Source organism: Mesoaciditoga sp., assembly GCF_054006115.1.
In genome coordinates this window covers 17,415-31,562 of record NZ_JBPNHS010000019.1, presented here as the reverse complement: position 1 = coordinate 31,562, position 14,148 = coordinate 17,415, and the positions used below count along the sequence as shown (strand labels likewise).

Annotated in this window: 18 protein-coding genes; 6 read left to right on the top strand and 12 right to left on the bottom strand. The window is 40.9% G+C overall.

The window, feature by feature from the left end; genetic code table 11:
• From ACXJIN_RS03645 to rnhB, 6 genes are all read left to right on the top strand, one after another.
• Nucleotides 1–516, top strand: a 516-nt coding sequence (locus tag ACXJIN_RS03645) for an OmpA/MotB family protein (RefSeq protein ID WP_456399488.1), incomplete at its 5' end; no start/stop codon positions are given.
• 1 nt (nt 517) lies between these two features.
• A complete protein-coding gene (locus ACXJIN_RS03640; protein ID WP_456399486.1) occupies nt 518–1,009 on the top strand; it encodes a flagellar basal body-associated FliL family protein in 492 nt (163 codons plus the stop codon).
• A 13-nt stretch (nt 1,010–1,022) separates the two neighbouring features.
• Nucleotides 1,023–2,027, top strand: coding sequence for a flagellar motor switch protein FliM (gene fliM / locus ACXJIN_RS03635; protein WP_456399484.1), 1,005 nt, complete (start codon nt 1,023–1,025; stop codon nt 2,025–2,027).
• Complete coding sequence (gene fliY, locus ACXJIN_RS03630; protein ID WP_456399482.1) at nt 2,017–3,153, top strand: flagellar motor switch phosphatase FliY; 1,137 nt, start codon at nt 2,017–2,019, stop codon at nt 3,151–3,153. Before fliM ends, fliY begins: the two co-directional genes overlap by 11 nt.
• A 4-nt stretch (nt 3,154–3,157) precedes the next feature.
• Nucleotides 3,158–5,137, top strand: coding sequence for an excinuclease ABC subunit UvrB (gene uvrB / locus ACXJIN_RS03625; protein ID WP_456399480.1), 1,980 nt, complete (start codon nt 3,158–3,160; stop codon nt 5,135–5,137).
• On the top strand, nt 5,131–5,808 hold the full coding sequence (gene rnhB, locus ACXJIN_RS03620; protein WP_456399478.1) for a ribonuclease HII: 678 nt from the start codon (nt 5,131–5,133) through the stop codon (nt 5,806–5,808). Before uvrB ends, rnhB begins: the two co-directional genes overlap by 7 nt.
• Here rnhB and ACXJIN_RS03615 read toward each other — a convergent pair.
• The 12 genes from ACXJIN_RS03615 to ACXJIN_RS03560 are packed head-to-tail and all read right to left on the bottom strand — an operon-like array spanning nt 5,790 to nt 14,146.
• Complete coding sequence (locus ACXJIN_RS03615; RefSeq protein ID WP_456399476.1) at nt 5,790–6,227, bottom strand: MarR family winged helix-turn-helix transcriptional regulator; 438 nt, start codon at nt 6,225–6,227, stop codon at nt 5,790–5,792. The two genes, rnhB and ACXJIN_RS03615, sit on opposite strands and share 19 nt — an antisense overlap.
• Complete coding sequence (locus ACXJIN_RS03610; RefSeq protein WP_456399474.1) at nt 6,214–6,738, bottom strand: dihydrofolate reductase family protein; 525 nt, start codon at nt 6,736–6,738, stop codon at nt 6,214–6,216. Before ACXJIN_RS03610 ends, ACXJIN_RS03615 begins: the two co-directional genes overlap by 14 nt.
• On the bottom strand, nt 6,735–7,769 hold the full coding sequence (locus tag ACXJIN_RS03605; protein ID WP_456399472.1) for an L-Ala-D/L-Glu epimerase: 1,035 nt from the start codon (nt 7,767–7,769) through the stop codon (nt 6,735–6,737). The genes ACXJIN_RS03610 and ACXJIN_RS03605 overlap by 4 nt, the downstream gene beginning before the upstream one ends.
• A 13-nt stretch (nt 7,770–7,782) precedes the next feature.
• Nucleotides 7,783–8,361 (bottom strand): nicotinate (nicotinamide) nucleotide adenylyltransferase, encoded by a 579-nt coding sequence (gene nadD / locus ACXJIN_RS03600; RefSeq protein WP_456399470.1) that lies wholly within the window; start codon nt 8,359–8,361, stop codon nt 7,783–7,785.
• Nucleotides 8,358–9,605 (bottom strand): GTPase ObgE, encoded by a 1,248-nt coding sequence (obgE, locus tag ACXJIN_RS03595; RefSeq protein WP_456399468.1) that lies wholly within the window; start codon nt 9,603–9,605, stop codon nt 8,358–8,360. Before obgE ends, nadD begins: the two co-directional genes overlap by 4 nt.
• A 6-nt stretch (nt 9,606–9,611) precedes the next feature.
• Nucleotides 9,612–10,367 (bottom strand): hypothetical protein, encoded by a 756-nt coding sequence (locus tag ACXJIN_RS03590; RefSeq protein ID WP_456399466.1) that lies wholly within the window; start codon nt 10,365–10,367, stop codon nt 9,612–9,614.
• Between the two features lie 3 nt (nt 10,368–10,370).
• Nucleotides 10,371–10,769, bottom strand: coding sequence for a secondary thiamine-phosphate synthase enzyme YjbQ (locus tag ACXJIN_RS03585; RefSeq protein ID WP_456399464.1), 399 nt, complete (start codon nt 10,767–10,769; stop codon nt 10,371–10,373).
• 12 nt (nt 10,770–10,781) lie between these two features.
• Nucleotides 10,782–11,072, bottom strand: coding sequence for a trigger factor (locus ACXJIN_RS03580; protein ID WP_456399463.1), 291 nt, complete (start codon nt 11,070–11,072; stop codon nt 10,782–10,784).
• A 2-nt stretch (nt 11,073–11,074) separates the two neighbouring features.
• A complete protein-coding gene (gene minD / locus ACXJIN_RS03575) occupies nt 11,075–11,908 on the bottom strand; it encodes a septum site-determining protein MinD (RefSeq protein ID WP_456399461.1) in 834 nt (277 codons plus the stop codon).
• A 15-nt stretch (nt 11,909–11,923) separates the two neighbouring features.
• Nucleotides 11,924–12,592, bottom strand: coding sequence for a hypothetical protein (locus tag ACXJIN_RS03570; RefSeq protein ID WP_456399459.1), 669 nt, complete (start codon nt 12,590–12,592; stop codon nt 11,924–11,926).
• 13 nt (nt 12,593–12,605) lie between these two features.
• Complete coding sequence (gene amrA / locus ACXJIN_RS03565; protein ID WP_456399457.1) at nt 12,606–13,130, bottom strand: AmmeMemoRadiSam system protein A; 525 nt, start codon at nt 13,128–13,130, stop codon at nt 12,606–12,608.
• Nucleotides 13,127–14,146, bottom strand: coding sequence for a 6-phosphofructokinase (locus tag ACXJIN_RS03560; RefSeq protein ID WP_456399455.1), 1,020 nt, complete (start codon nt 14,144–14,146; stop codon nt 13,127–13,129). The genes amrA and ACXJIN_RS03560 overlap by 4 nt, the downstream gene beginning before the upstream one ends.
• Nucleotides 14,147–14,148: the final 2 nt, after the last annotated feature.

Here is a 14,148-nt window from a genome sequence, read left to right as displayed (position 1 = left end):
GGTTCTGCAGAGCTAACCGCTCAAGCGAAAGATTTGCTTTCGGAAGTTGGAAAAAGTATAATAGAACATTCCACAAATCCATTATGGGTTTACGGTTACACGACGGATTTACCTTTACCAAAAGATTCGATATACCCATCTAAATGGCATCTAAGTGCCGCTAGAGCGGCGTCGGTTATATGGTTTTTCTTGCATGAATTGAAAAACGCCAGGGCGAATGAAGAAGTGGTAGAAATCATGAATGGTCAATTCGATCCGAATTATTGGTACGATCCATCTCGTTTCGTGGCGATAGGTTTGGGGGATGAACCAATGCTGAAAAAACTGAAAAGTGAAACTTTTTCCGTCGAGCAGAAATTGCAAGCGATAAGGCAAGAATACGCTTCAGGTCAGATAAACTACGATCAGCTCTCTCAGGAAGCGTCAAAATTGAATGCTGAAGTGGCGTCCATAACCAAAGAAGTTCGAGATTCGTACCGAAGGGTTGACATACTAATCAAAAAGCAGGGGGATTAAGATGGCGGACAAAGAAAAGAAAAAGAAGAAAAAAGGCGGACTTATGTCGTTACTCATCGTGGTAAGTTTGTCGGTTATGATATCCATGGGAGGAACTTATTTTCTAATTAAAAAAATGAATAAACCCGCCAAACCTCAAAAAGTCACCAATCAGGTAGTTCGAACGATGGCCGTTTTGATAAGGAGTGGTTCTAACGCGACTTTTCCGTTACGGGGAGGCAATCAGGTTTTAGTTGTGGACAGTCTCTCTTTTTTGGTAGGTAGCAAAGAATGCAGTCAAGCCATAGGTCTTGATACGCCTCAAATTATGGATGGGCTGCAAACGCTTATATTGAGCAAGAGTCCAAGTGAAATACTCAATCCAGATGGTCTTCAAACTCTGAAACAACAAATAGTGGATCTGGTAGATCAAATAACCGGCTTCACTGGAAGTAAAGCGCCCTTGGGGGTGCTCCAAGTTTACCTGTACATAAAGGCCGTTGCTCCAGTATGAGGAGGTATGATGTTTGCCTGAAGTATTAGATCAAAGTGAGATAGATTCCCTTCTTCAAGCGCTGGAAACGGGAGAACTATCGGCGGAACAGGTAAAGAATGAAGAAGAAGAGAAAAAGATAAAAGTTTACGATTTTGCCAGACCAAGTAAATTCTCTAAAGAACAGTTGAGAACCCTTGAGATGATCCATGAAAATTTCGCAAGGGGGGTATCAAATTACCTTTCTGGCAGAATGAGAACTTTTGTTGAAATAACAAACGCTTCCATAGATCAGATAACTTATGAGGAATTTATGAGATCCATAACCCCTCCAACCTTTTTGGGGGTTTTCACAGCGCCAGAGCTTCATGGCAACGCTTTAGTTGAATTGAATTTGAAGATCGTCTTTGCCATGATAGACAGGCTGTTAGGTGGGATTGGAGGAGTTTACCAGAAGTTCCGTGCTTTAACGGACATAGAGTCCACACTTGCCAAAAGTGAACTTATAAGAATTTTATCCACCTTGAAAGAAGCGTGGAACGATATATATCCGTTTACCCCTGAACTTGTTACAATAGAGAACAACCCTCAATTTGTCCAAATAATCCCTCCCAACGAAATGGTCGTGATGGTTACTTTAGACGTAAAATTGGGAGAAGCCGAAGGCTTTATGAATTTATGTTGGCCTTCATCAGTTCTTGAATCGTTTGCTTCTAAGCTTTACGCCGAATCGTACTTCAAAGAGGGAACTCAGGGTGTAAGTGAAGAAGAAGAAAAAAGGTTAAGGGAATTGTTGGAAGAATCCATTTTGAATTTGTCCGTTTCCATTGGTGAAGTTAAGTTAACGCTCGAGGAGCTTTTAGATCTGGATGAAGGAGACGTGATAATGTTAGATAGACATGTAGACGATTTGGTAGACCTCTACGTTAATGGAAAGAAAAAGTTCAAGTGCATTCCGGGAAAACACAAAGGATTCAAAGCAGTTAAAATCGTAGAACCCGTGGAGGAAATCGCGGAGGAGATAGCGAATGGACAATGAAAAATTATCTCAAGAGGAGATCAACGCTTTGCTTCAAGCGGCCAACGCCGCTTCTGAAAATTCTGAGAACAAAGAAAGCGGTGAGTCTGCTCCGCTGCTAAGTGAAATGCAAATGGACGCGATAGGAGAACTTGGAAATATCTCCATGGGCTCCGCCGCCACCGCCATTTCAACGCTTCTGGGAAAAAGAGTTGAGATAACCACCCCATCCGTAAATGAGGCAAACCTTTCCGATGTCAAGAAAAAATTCAAGGGAAAAAAGGTTATAGTGCGTGTGGATTACACGCAAGGCTTAAACGGTACCAACGCCTTTATACTTGAACCTCATGTTGTGGCTGTCATCTCCGATATAATGATGGGCGGAAGTGGTGAAAACGTAAGCGATGAACTCGATGAGATAAAGTTAAGCGCAGTTGGTGAAGCGATGAATCAGATGATGGGATCCGCGGCCACAGCGCTTTCTGAAATCATCAAAAAACCTGTGGATATATCTCCTCCTCAGGTTGAGGAAGTTAACTTCGACGATGAAAACGTTGACTTTCCACCAGTTTACGAAGGAGAAAAAGTGGTGGAAGTCCACTTTAAAATGAAGGTTGGAGAGTTGGCCGAAGGCGATATGATGCAGCTAATGTCTCCATCATTCGCAAAGCAATTTGCGAGTTTCCTAACGGACACGTTGCCATCGCAGATGGAAGAAGAAGACGCTGAAAATGATGAAAGCGTGCAAAACGAAGAGCCTGTAACGCCTTCACCTGCCGCACCGACACAAGTTCAAGCGCCAGCTAAGAAGGAAAAGAAGAAGTTCTCACAGCCGGCGAAGAAAGCTGAATTTCAAGAACTTGAAGAAGAAAAAGAGATGGTGCCCGCAAGCAAATTGGAAGCGTTGCTTGACATTCCGCTAGACATTTCCGTTGAACTTGGAAGAACCAACATGACATTGAAACAGGTGTTGGATCTGGGGAGTGGTTCGCTTATTGAACTTGAAAAGCTAACAGGGGAACCGGTCGATATTCTGGTGAACGGAAAAGCGATTGCGGAAGGAGAAGTGGTGGTAATAGGGGAAAACTTCGGAATAAGGATCACAAAAATACTGAGCAAAAAAGAAAGACTTTACAGTTTGAAGTGAAAAAATGAAATTCGAATTGGTAAGCCCCTTTTCGCCTTCCGGAGATCAGGAACGGGCAATAGAAATTTTAACTCACGAGATAGAAAATGGAAAAAGGTTTTTGACACTACTGGGAGTTACAGGTTCAGGTAAGACCTTCACGATGGCCAATGTTATATCCAGCCTTAACAGGCCAACATTGGTTATTTCTCCAAACAAAACCCTGGCCGCCCAACTTTACAGAGAGTTCAAGTCGTTTTTTCCAAAAAACAGGGTGGAGTTTTTCGTTAGCTACTACGATTATTACAGACCAGAAGCCTACCTTCCCTCTAAGGATGTCTACATAGAAAAAGAAGCCGATATAAACGAAGAAATAGAAAAAATGAGGCTTTCCGCGATGAAAGCTGTGATAACAAGAAGAGACGTTGTCGTGGTGGCAAGCGTCTCTTGTTTGTATGCCAGTGGAAATCCAAAAGACTTTAAAGACATAAATCTTGTCGTGAAACGGGGAGAAGAGATTAAAAGAAAAAAGATGCTGAAGAAGCTTTCCCAAATGCAATATCACAGAAGCGACGCGGAAGTGTCATCCGGCACTTTCAGACTTCATGGTGAAGTGCTTGAAATAATACCTCCTTACGATGAAATAGTCGTAAGAGTGGAATTTTTTGATGATGAAGTGGATAGAATATTGCTTTTAGACCCAATCACAAGAAAAACCATTGACGAAATAGATAGAATAGTTTTGTATCCAGCGAAAGAATTCACCTCTACGCGTGAGGAAGTTGAGCGAGCGATCAAATCAATTCGTGAGGAACTTTCACAGCGTTTAAGGGAATTAAGAAAGCAAAACAAAATTTTAGAAGCTCAAAGGTTAAAGCAAAGAACTTTGTCTGATATAGAGGCACTTGAAACGTCCGGTCATTGTAGCGGAATAGAAAATTATTCGCGCCATTTTAGTGGGAAAAAACCAGGGGATCCGCCATGGACGCTTATGGATTATTTTCCAAAAGATCTTTTGGTATTTCTCGATGAATCACACATAAGTGTGCCACAAATAATAGGAATTCACAGAGGGGATAGAAGTAGAAAAAAAAGTCTTGTGGAATACGGTTTTCGTTTGCCAAGCGCTTACGACAACAGACCTTTGAAATTTGAAGAATTTTTGCAAAGGGCCCCACAAATTGTCTTCGTTTCCGCTACACCGGGAAAGTACGAACGCTCTCACTCTGATGTGATTGTCGAGCAAATCGTCAGGCCAACCGGTTTGATAGATCCAGAGGTAGAGGTGAGACCCACACTTAACCAAGTAGATGATTTGATAGATGAATTGCAAGAGTTAAAAAAAAGAAATGAAAGGGCTCTGGTGGTTGCTTTAACAAAAGAAATGTCGGAAAAACTAAGCCAATATCTTGAAGAAATGGGATACCGTGCGAAATACGTTCATTCGGACTTAGACACTTTGGAAAGGATGAAGGTGCTTACCAAACTGAGAAAAGGGGATATTGATGTTGTTGTCGGAGTTAACCTCTTGAGGGAAGGATTGGATTTGCCAGAAGTTTCTCTGGTTGCCATTTTGGACGCGGACAAAGAAGGTTTCCTGAGATCGGAAACTTCACTTATTCAAACAATGGGAAGGGCATCGAGAAACGTTAACGGCAAAGTTCTCCTTTACGCGGATAGAATAACCGATTCAATGAGAAGAGCTATAGAAGAATCGAAGCGCAGAAGGGAAAAACAGATCTCCTACAACAAAGCACACAATATAACTCCGAAAACCATACAAAAAAAGATAGACGAATTTTTCATGAACACGGGTAACGACGAAAAAGAGTACAAAGTAGATGAAAACGTCAAAGAAGTTCTTAAAATGAAAGAAAAGGTAGACGTTGAGGAATACATAACCCTCCTGGAGCAAAAAATGAACGAGGCGGCGAGTGAATGGCGTTTTGAAGAAGCCGTCATTTACCGAGATGAATTGAAAAAGGTAAAGGGTGGAAAATGGTAGAAGAATTCGACTTACAGTACATATCCAGATACAAAAACGTGGTGGGAATAGATGAAGTTGGGCGAGGAGCGCTCGCTGGTCCAGTTGTTGCCGCAGCCGTTAAAATAGAAAAATGGGGCGATTGGGTAAAAAAAGTGGACGATTCAAAAAAGTTGACACCTAAGAGAAGAAAAGAAGCGCTAGAAGAAATTCTGATGAACGCTCAGATGGCAATTGGCATGGCCACACCCACAGAAATAGATTTTTACAACATTCTAAATGCCACAAGGCTTGCCATGCAAAGGGCTTATCAAAATCTGGGAATAAAAGCCTTTGTCCTTGTAGATGGGCTTGAAATGGGATTTGATTTTCCCCATGAAAGCGTGGTAAAAGGTGACGGAAAAAGCCCTTCCATTGCCGCCGCTTCAATAGCAGCAAAAGTTTTTAGAGACGAAATAATGAAAAAACTCTCTCCCTTTTTTGCCGGCTATGGCTTTGAACGAAACGTCGGGTACGCAACACATCAACATCTTCGAGCGATTAAAAAAATGGGGCCAACGCTTTTCCATCGCTTAACCTTTGCACCGGTAAGTGAGTCCGTTACACCTGAAATTTTAAAGAATTGGGAAAGTGAAGGAAAGATTTCACCACAACGTCTCCGCGGAAAAACCATTCATCTCTTTTCCAATTGATCGAACTCCTTCGACACGGCGTTGTATATATTTCTAAGATTCTTAAGGAGCTCAGAGCTATTTACATCCCGCAGCGAAGAGGTTATGAAATCTATTCTCTTTTCTATAACCCGTTTTATTATCGTTTCCCCATCTTTGGTTATGACAACCAATATGACCCGTTTATCCTTTTCGTAAGTCTTCTTCGTAACGTAACCCGCGCTTTCCAATCTAGAAACGAGGCCTGTCATTGTAGATTTCGTGACACCCATCTTTTCGCTTAACTGTGTCATGCGCTGCGGCCCTTCAAAATAAAGGTATTGAAGTATATCAAATTGGGAAGCGGTCAGCTCAAAATCCTTTAATACCAACCTTCCGGCAACTTTTACCCTGAAACAGGTTCTTCTCAACAGCAATTCTATCTCTTCAAATTCTTTCATTTTCATCCCCGTTTTTTAAAGTGTAATGAACGACAATCGCACCAGATTTTAACCTTCTAATTTCTTCCGTCCTTAAGCGAATATCGTAAGCTACATTTTCAAAAAGATCGATTCCATCAAATAGAATTGGCTCGTAAGTTATGTACATCTCGTCGATCAAATTTTCTTTCAAAAACAAACTGAAGATCTCTTTTCCCCCTATAACGGCAACTTTTTTCTTTCCGGATTTCTTCAAAAGATCCAATATACCTTTTGGGTCTTGTGTGGTGAAGATGACGTTGTTATCACCTTCTTCATGAATTTTCCTTCGCGTCATAACCACGTTCAGCCTGTGAGGTAATGGTCTTTCTATCAATTCAAATGTTTTTCTCCCTACAATAACCGTTCCCATATCCATAGTCACTTTTTTAAACCATTCCATATCTTCACGAGAATTCCAATCAACGGTTAAAGAAGAATCTTTCGCGATTTTTCCGTTGGCGTTTAGAACGGCTATTAACGAAACTTTCATAAAGTTATTTCTTGCCCGCTTTGTTTGAATTTACCTTTGAATTCATTCTCTTTCATTAACATGTGCGAATCTAGATCATGATACGTGAAAGCCCCAGTACCAGCGGCAAAATGAACGCTTTGGTTTATGCCAACACTGCTTTCGGACATGCAGCCTATCATGAGTTTTGTATTTGTTATTTTGGCAAGTTCTACAATTGCCAGCGCATCCGAAATACCGGATTTCATGAGTTTAATGTTGATGAAATCAACGCATCCTTCTTTTATGAGTTCATAGGCGTCATATTTACTCCTGGCGCTTTCATCTGCCGCTATTGGAAATGGAGAGTTTTGCCTGATTAACTTTAAACCATCAAGATCGTTCCACATCGTTGGTTGCTCAAAAACGACAATGTTAACGCCATTTCTATAAGTTGCATCCGCGAATTGAATCGCTTCTTTCGGCGAGTAACCTTGATTTGCATCGACTATGTAAGCCGCCCCCTTTGTAGCTTCGGATATCGCTATCATCTTTTTTATGTCCTCTTTCAAATCGAGTCCAACCTTTATCTTAAGCGTTTCGTATCCTTCTGTGTAATAGTATTTTTTTGCCTTTTCCACCATTTTTTCCAATTCATCTATACCAACAGTCTTGTCCGTTTTTATCCTGTTCGTGCTTCCTCCAAGTATTTGATAAACCGGTACGCCTATCTCAACGCTCAACGCATCCAGAACTGCGAATTGAACGCCGGCTTTTACACTTGGAGCCGTCCTTGAAAAGCCATCGATGATATCGAAGGTTTTCCTGTAATCTTTCACGTCCATGCCTTTGATCATGTCGTTAACGTTATTTTCCATCGCAAGCAGGGACGCTATCATCTCGCCGTTAACGCGATAAGAGTAAGACGCTTCCCCTATTCCGGTAGCGCCACTTTCCAATTCAACCGTGATTTCTATATTTTCCGCTTTTGTATGAATGGCTCCCGTTATTTTAAAAGGTTCTGGAAATTCGTACTCCTTAAGTTCAAAAGTCACTTTTTTTATTTTAGACATTTTGCATTCCTCCTTATTGGTACGCTTGCCAAACGTCTTTTTCTATACTTTCTGGAACGTATCCCCTTATTGTCAATCCATTTTTTATCCTTTCACGAATTACCGTTGAGGAAATTTGAATTAAAGGAACATCTTTTGCGATATGTATATCATCAGATATAAAAGCCCATCTCTTAACATCTTTTTCTTTTAAATTGCACGAACGAGGATAGATCCACAATTCAACTTTTTTCAAAAAGTCTTCGTATCTGTACCATCTGTCTATCGATAGGTAATTGTCCTCTCCTATCAAATACACCAACTTACCGTACACTTTTTCAAAGTGTTCCACCGTTTCTATGGTATACGAAATTTTTTCTTTTTTGCCCTCAAAATCCGATACTTCCACCTTTTCTAAATCTTTAAAGGCCAATTCCAACCATTTAAATCTTTTAGAAAATTCGACTCTTTTTCTTTCAACTTTATGGGGTGGAATGTACGCCGGCATTACGATGAGTTTGTCTAAATTTAAAAGTTCTGTTATCTTTGTGGCGATCACCACATGACCGTTGTGAACCGGATCAAAAGTCCCCCCATATATGCCTACTCTCATTCTTTATACTCAAACTCCATATTTCCAATTACAACCGTATCTCCATCTTTAACATTTGCCCTTTTCAACATTCTTTCGAGCCCTAAATTGTCCAACTTTTTCATGAAAAGGTCGTAAGCGTCTTTATAGCCTATTTGATATTTTTTTAACAATTTTTCGACTTCTTTTCCCTTTACGAAAAATATCCCCTCTTTTTTCTCAACAACCAAAGGGGCTTCCTCTTCTTCGTCTTTTTGAGATTCGTATTTTTCAACTTCGAATTCTATTTTTGGAGCGTTTTGCAGTTCGTAGTAAAGCACCTTTTTTAATTCTTCCAAGCCCGTTCTTGTTAAAGCGGAAACACATTGCACTTTTTTGCCTTCGAATTTTCTCTTAACTTCTTCAATTTTATTTTGATCAACCAAATCTATTTTGTTCAAAATTATCACTTCTGGTTTCTTTTCAAAAGAAGGATCGTACAATTTCATTTCTTTACGAACAATTTCATAATCTTCTATTGGATTATCCCCAGAAATATCCACGACGTGTGCCATTATGCGAGTTCTTTCGGCGTGCTTTAAAAATTCATCTCCAAGTCCTGTCCCTGAATGTGCTCCTTCTATTATTCCCGGGATATCGACCAAAATGTAAGATTTGCCAAATCCCATGTCCACCTTTCCAAGCACAGGTACCAGAGTTGTAAAAGGATAATTCGCAACTTTGGGATGTGCGTTTGTCATCGCCGAAATAAGAGAGGATTTTCCAGCGTTTGGCAATCCTATTAATCCAACATCCGCAAGAAGTTTCAGCTCTAACTCAACCCAATGTTCTTCTCCGTCGCCACCATTTTCCGCTATTGTTGGAGCTTGTCTTGTAGCGGTTGCGAAGTGGCTGTTTCCCTTTCCACCTTTTCCGCCTTTGGCAACAACAACACGTTTTCCACTTTCGTTTAAATCGGCGATATGCTTTCCGTCTATTTTAACTATGGTGCCCACAGGAACGTAAATCACAAGATCTTTTCCCGATTTACCGGTCATATTGGAGCTCTTTCCGTTTTCGCCGGCTTCGGCTTTGAAATGCTTGTGATATCTGAAATCTATTAAAGTGTTCATAGAAGAAGTGGCTTCTATTATTACAGAACCACCATTCCCGCCGTCTCCGCCATCTGGGCCACCTTTCGGGACGAATTTTTCTCTTCTAAAACTAACGATTCCATTCCCGCCTTTACCGGAGGCAACGTATATCTTAGCTTTGTCTACAAACACTCCATATCACCATTCAACGGATATTCTAATTCCGTGGCTCTTCAAACTTTTTTTACCCATAAGTGTGTTTGAGTAACTATCATAAATGTAAGCCAATTTAACGTTGGAAAGTGTGTATTGAAGAATGAAATCCAATTTCTGTTCTTCCACTGTTGAGATAGAAGAATCATATCCGCTTTCAAAATACAAATAAGCCTGCGCCCCAAATGCGGAAAAGCTTCCCCATGCTCCTCCACTTACCCATGGGTAATCAATTCCAGCGAAAAGGGCCGCGTTCCAATTTCTTTTTACGAAATTCAAAGCCATTTTCGCATTTGGATGAACTTGTATACCCTCTTTGTAAACGTATGTAAAAGCGTGCGGCACTCTTAGATCAAAAATGAGATTCTTAAGCACATTTTGAATCATTCCAAAGCCAACATCAAAAGATAAAGAAGACGCATCGTTTGAGAGAGTAAGATCGCTTCCCAGTGCTAAATTTCCCCGTTTTGAGGCTATAGAGTAAGCAATGCCATTCCCCTTGGAATCCGTGTAAAAGCCTATCTTCCCGGCAAAGCCGTTTTCAAAAGGTTGAAAAACCATGATGTTCATCTTTTGTCCTTCAAAGTAAGATTCATAAGAAAGTGCCCACTTCGTATTTGAAACCATGTAAGCGGGATTGAAATTCATGACACTTCCCATTGGAAAATCATTGCCCAGAGCGTAAGTGAAAAAAACGCCGACGATACATGCAATCAAAATAAAAAATGCTTTTCTCCCCATTTTTCAATCCTCCACAACTGATATGAGCACCTTTCGACTTCTCGGACCATCGAATTCACAGAAATAAACTCCCTGCCACGTTCCAAGAAGTAAATGTCCTTCTTCTATTGGCAAAAGCTCAGAAACACCAACAAGTGTGGAGAGAATGTGAGCCGCCGAATTTCCTTCTATATGCGTGTATTCGTCATTCCATGGAATAACCTTTGACAACTCATGGAGAATATCCCTTTTCACAGATGGATCGGCATTTTCGTTTATCGTAACCGCGGCGGTGGTGTGTGGAACGTAAACGATGCACCTTCCGCTTTTTACACCACTCTTTCTAACTAATTTTTCTATTTCTTGTGTAATATCTACCATTTCAAAATGTTCGTGCGTTCTAACATTCAATGTAGTCCACATTTTTATCACTTCTCATTCAAAATTTATATTTGCAATTATCACAACGTATCCGTTGTGCTCTTCAACCACAACTTTAACCTTTGCCTCATCCGTCTTGAATAATTGGGAGGCTTTTTTCTGAATTTCATTTTTTATCTCGGCGGTTTTTTGGGCAAGCTCTTCTGGATTTTTAAAATCGTCTATTCTGTATACCATCCTTCGCCCGTTTCCCACCAAAGATTTCAACCTTTCTTTAGCGGAGTCGCGAGCGTTGACTTCTTCTTTTTTGTTACGCTTCTTCGAAAATATGCTTAAGAATCCCATTATCAGTCATCTCCGCTTCGACGACGTCCAAAAATAGATTTAAGAATTTCCAGAAACCCTTTTTTCTCTTCCAGTTCACTCAACTTTGGAACGGGTACATCTTCGCCTTTAAGTCTTTTAACTATGTCCTCCAAAACCTTGTGCATAACACTTTCTGAATTTCCATCGCTAAGCACCAGAGGGATTCCTTTGTTAGTGGAGATTATTATCTCTTCTGAATCCGGTACAATACCTATCACGTCTATGGAAAGGGCTGACTTTATATCCTCTATGTTTAACATGTCTCCGTGCCTTACCATGTGAGGCTTGAATCTGTTAACTATTAAATGGATCTTATCGTCCTGAAAGCCCATATTTTCCAGCAAACCTATAACTCTATCAGCGTCTGTGATGGCGGGCAATTCCGGTGTTGTAACTACCAAAGCTTCGTCCGCACCGGCAACGGCATTTCTAAAGCCTCTTTCTATACCTGCCGGGCAATCGATGAATATGTAATCAAATCTTTCCTTCATCTCTTCAATAATCTTCTTCATGTCTTCCGGAGAAACCATTTCTTTGGTGGCTATTTGAGAAGCCGGTAAAAGACTCAAATTCTTTATTTGTTTGTGTCTTACCAAAGCGTCGAAAACTCCCACTTTATCGTTTGCAACGTCTATCAGCGTGTAGACAATTCTATTTTCCAATCCCATCACAACGTCTAAGTTTTTTAATCCTATATCGGCGTCTATCAGCGCAACTCTTTCGCCACCTAAAGCCATTGCCGTTCCCAAATTAGCTGTCAGAGTTGTCTTACCAACTCCGCCTTTTCCAGACGTTAAAACGTATACCTTTGCCAATCAAACATCACCCTCTTAGAAATTCAACATTGAGTTTATCTCATCAACCACGGCTTCTGCCACGTTCCTAACCGCGTTGAATCCAACTGCCCCCGCAAAAACGAGCTCTTTGCTCAGGCCATTTGATTTTAAAACGGTCATAACACCAAGAAAAAATTTCCTTTCTCCAGTTGAAACCTCTCTTACATCGTCAAGCGATATTCTCATCGAAGAATTGGTTAATTTTTCCACCGCTTCTATAGTTGCCTCGGCGGATAATTTGAGAACGTTTTTAAAAGAACGCACTCCCCTTTTTGAAGCTTCTCTGATTTCTTCTTCGTCAGAAAGTTCAACGTTTACTTCAATTTCCATTTCGTCTTCTGAAAAACCGACCGATTCTATTCTAAATCTCTTTCCGCTTGTGATACTTTCTTCCAAAAATGGTTTCGAATTTTTGTTTTTTGAAACAGAAGGCGCGGACATCTGTGCCACGCTTATTATTCTCCTATCAATTCTTTCCCCTGTAACGGTGAGCACAGCGGTTTCCACATCTCTCACTATTTGCTTTGAATTCTTATCGGCCAATGAAAGCACGTGTATCTCTTTCATTTCACCTGTCAATTCATCGACCACAACCTTTGCCTTTTGAATTCCATCCAAAGATGAAAGTACTTTTTCAACTTCTTTTACGTCTTTCTCTTCCAACGCTCTTCCCCCTTTAACGATATCTCTCCACGGTGAACTTGTATATTTTTATTCTTTCGTTGGCACCTATCCCCGCTTTTAGTTTTGCAATTCTTAATTGTTCCTCTACGGTATCTACACCTTCTAGATCCGGCAAAAGCAACCCCCTTTTCCAGCCGCTTTCAACTATTACACCGTACTTTTTTGGATCCAGTTCTTCAAGGCTGCGAACTTCTTGAGGAGTGGATAAAACATCAACGTTCACCACCAAAGAATCGAGCTCTGTGGGTTGAACCGGTGGAAAACGTGGATCCCTTAAAGCGGCTTCCACAGCCATTTGAGCTATCTCATGAGCTATATTCTCTGTCGTTGGAAGGAAAGTGCCTATGCATCCACGAAGCTCACCGTTTTCCTTATGCAACGTGACAAACACCCCCGATTTTATTTTAAACATTTCAGGGGGCAACTCTTCAGGATCGGGCTTTGGAACAATACCCCTCCTAACTTTTGATTCTATCACTTTTATAGCCCATCTTACAAATGGATGTTCTCCCTTCATCCAAAAAACATCTCCGCCAATTTGTAGTATTCGTAAGGAACCACTTTTTTCGTGGCAACACCGTATTGAATTGGTATAGATATTATATCATTTCCACGCAAAGCAACCATCCTTCCAAAATCTCCACGCTGAACCAAACGCATTGCTTCAACACCGTATCTTGTCCCAAGTATTCTGTCAAAAGCGGTTGGCGTTCCGCCCCTTAAAAGATGCCCTAGAACAACGGAACGAGTTTCATATCCCGTTTTTTGTTCAATTATCTCAGCAAGATAGTGCGCAATTCCTCCAAGCTTTATATGCCCAAAAGCATCGACGGTAGTTTTATCTCCCACTACCTGCTCCAATTCGGTCGGTTTAAAGCCTTCCGCCACCGCCACAACCGCGTATCTTTTTTCCTTCATTCTTTTATTGAGTATCTTTATTATTTCATCAATCGTTCGTGGAAATTCAGGTATGAGTATCAAATGGGCGCCTGCTGCCAAACCGGCTTCTAACGTTATCCATCCAGCATTCCTTCCCATCAATTCAACAAAGATGATTCTCTCATGAGATTTTGCCGTTGATTGAAGTCTGTCTATTGCATCGGCACCAACATTTACAGCCGTGTGAAATCCAAAAGTATATTCGGTATTTGCAACGTCATTGTCGATGGTTTTAGGCACTCCTATAACTTTTAGCCCACGTGATGAAAATTTTGAAGCCACCGTCAGCGTATCATCGCCTCCGATGGCTATGAGAGCATCAATTTTCATCTCTTTAAGATTTTTCTCAACCTTTTCAGGTCCATTTTCAGTGGCAAATGGATTCACCCTTGAAGTACCCAGAATGGTCCCGCCAAGCAAATGTATTCCTTCCACATTTTCATCGCTTAACTTAACATACGTTCCTTCCATGGCACCTTTCCATCCTCGCATTATTCCAATTACTTCTTCGTCTTTTCTCGCTTTAACTATGCCACGGATGACAGCGTTTAAACCTGGACAATCGCCACCCCCCGTGAGAATGCCTATTCTCACCT

Bases quoted from the DNA above. Each gene is read 5' to 3' on its own strand.
- rnhB (WP_456399478.1), top strand. From the start codon at position 5,131: ATGGTAGAAGAATTCGACTTACAGTACATATCCAGATACAAAAACGTG.
- uvrB (WP_456399480.1), top strand. From the start codon at position 3,158: ATGAAATTCGAATTGGTAAGCCCCTTTTCGCCTTCCGGAGATCAGGAA.
- ACXJIN_RS03605 (WP_456399472.1), bottom strand. From the start codon at position 7,769: ATGTCTAAAATAAAAAAAGTGACTTTTGAACTTAAGGAGTACGAATTT.
- ACXJIN_RS03585 (WP_456399464.1), bottom strand. From the start codon at position 10,769: ATGTGGACTACATTGAATGTTAGAACGCACGAACATTTTGAAATGGTA.
- ACXJIN_RS03615 (WP_456399476.1), bottom strand. From the start codon at position 6,227: ATGAAAGAATTTGAAGAGATAGAATTGCTGTTGAGAAGAACCTGTTTC.
- amrA (WP_456399457.1), bottom strand. From the start codon at position 13,130: ATGAAGGGAGAACATCCATTTGTAAGATGGGCTATAAAAGTGATAGAA.
- nadD (WP_456399470.1), bottom strand. From the start codon at position 8,361: ATGAGAGTAGGCATATATGGGGGGACTTTTGATCCGGTTCACAACGGT.
- fliY (WP_456399482.1), top strand. From the start codon at position 2,017: ATGGACAATGAAAAATTATCTCAAGAGGAGATCAACGCTTTGCTTCAA.
- ACXJIN_RS03590 (WP_456399466.1), bottom strand. From the start codon at position 10,367: ATGGGGAGAAAAGCATTTTTTATTTTGATTGCATGTATCGTCGGCGTT.
- ACXJIN_RS03580 (WP_456399463.1), bottom strand. From the start codon at position 11,072: ATGGGATTCTTAAGCATATTTTCGAAGAAGCGTAACAAAAAAGAAGAA.
- ACXJIN_RS03640 (WP_456399486.1), top strand. From the start codon at position 518: ATGGCGGACAAAGAAAAGAAAAAGAAGAAAAAAGGCGGACTTATGTCG.
- ACXJIN_RS03610 (WP_456399474.1), bottom strand. From the start codon at position 6,738: ATGAAAGTTTCGTTAATAGCCGTTCTAAACGCCAACGGAAAAATCGCG.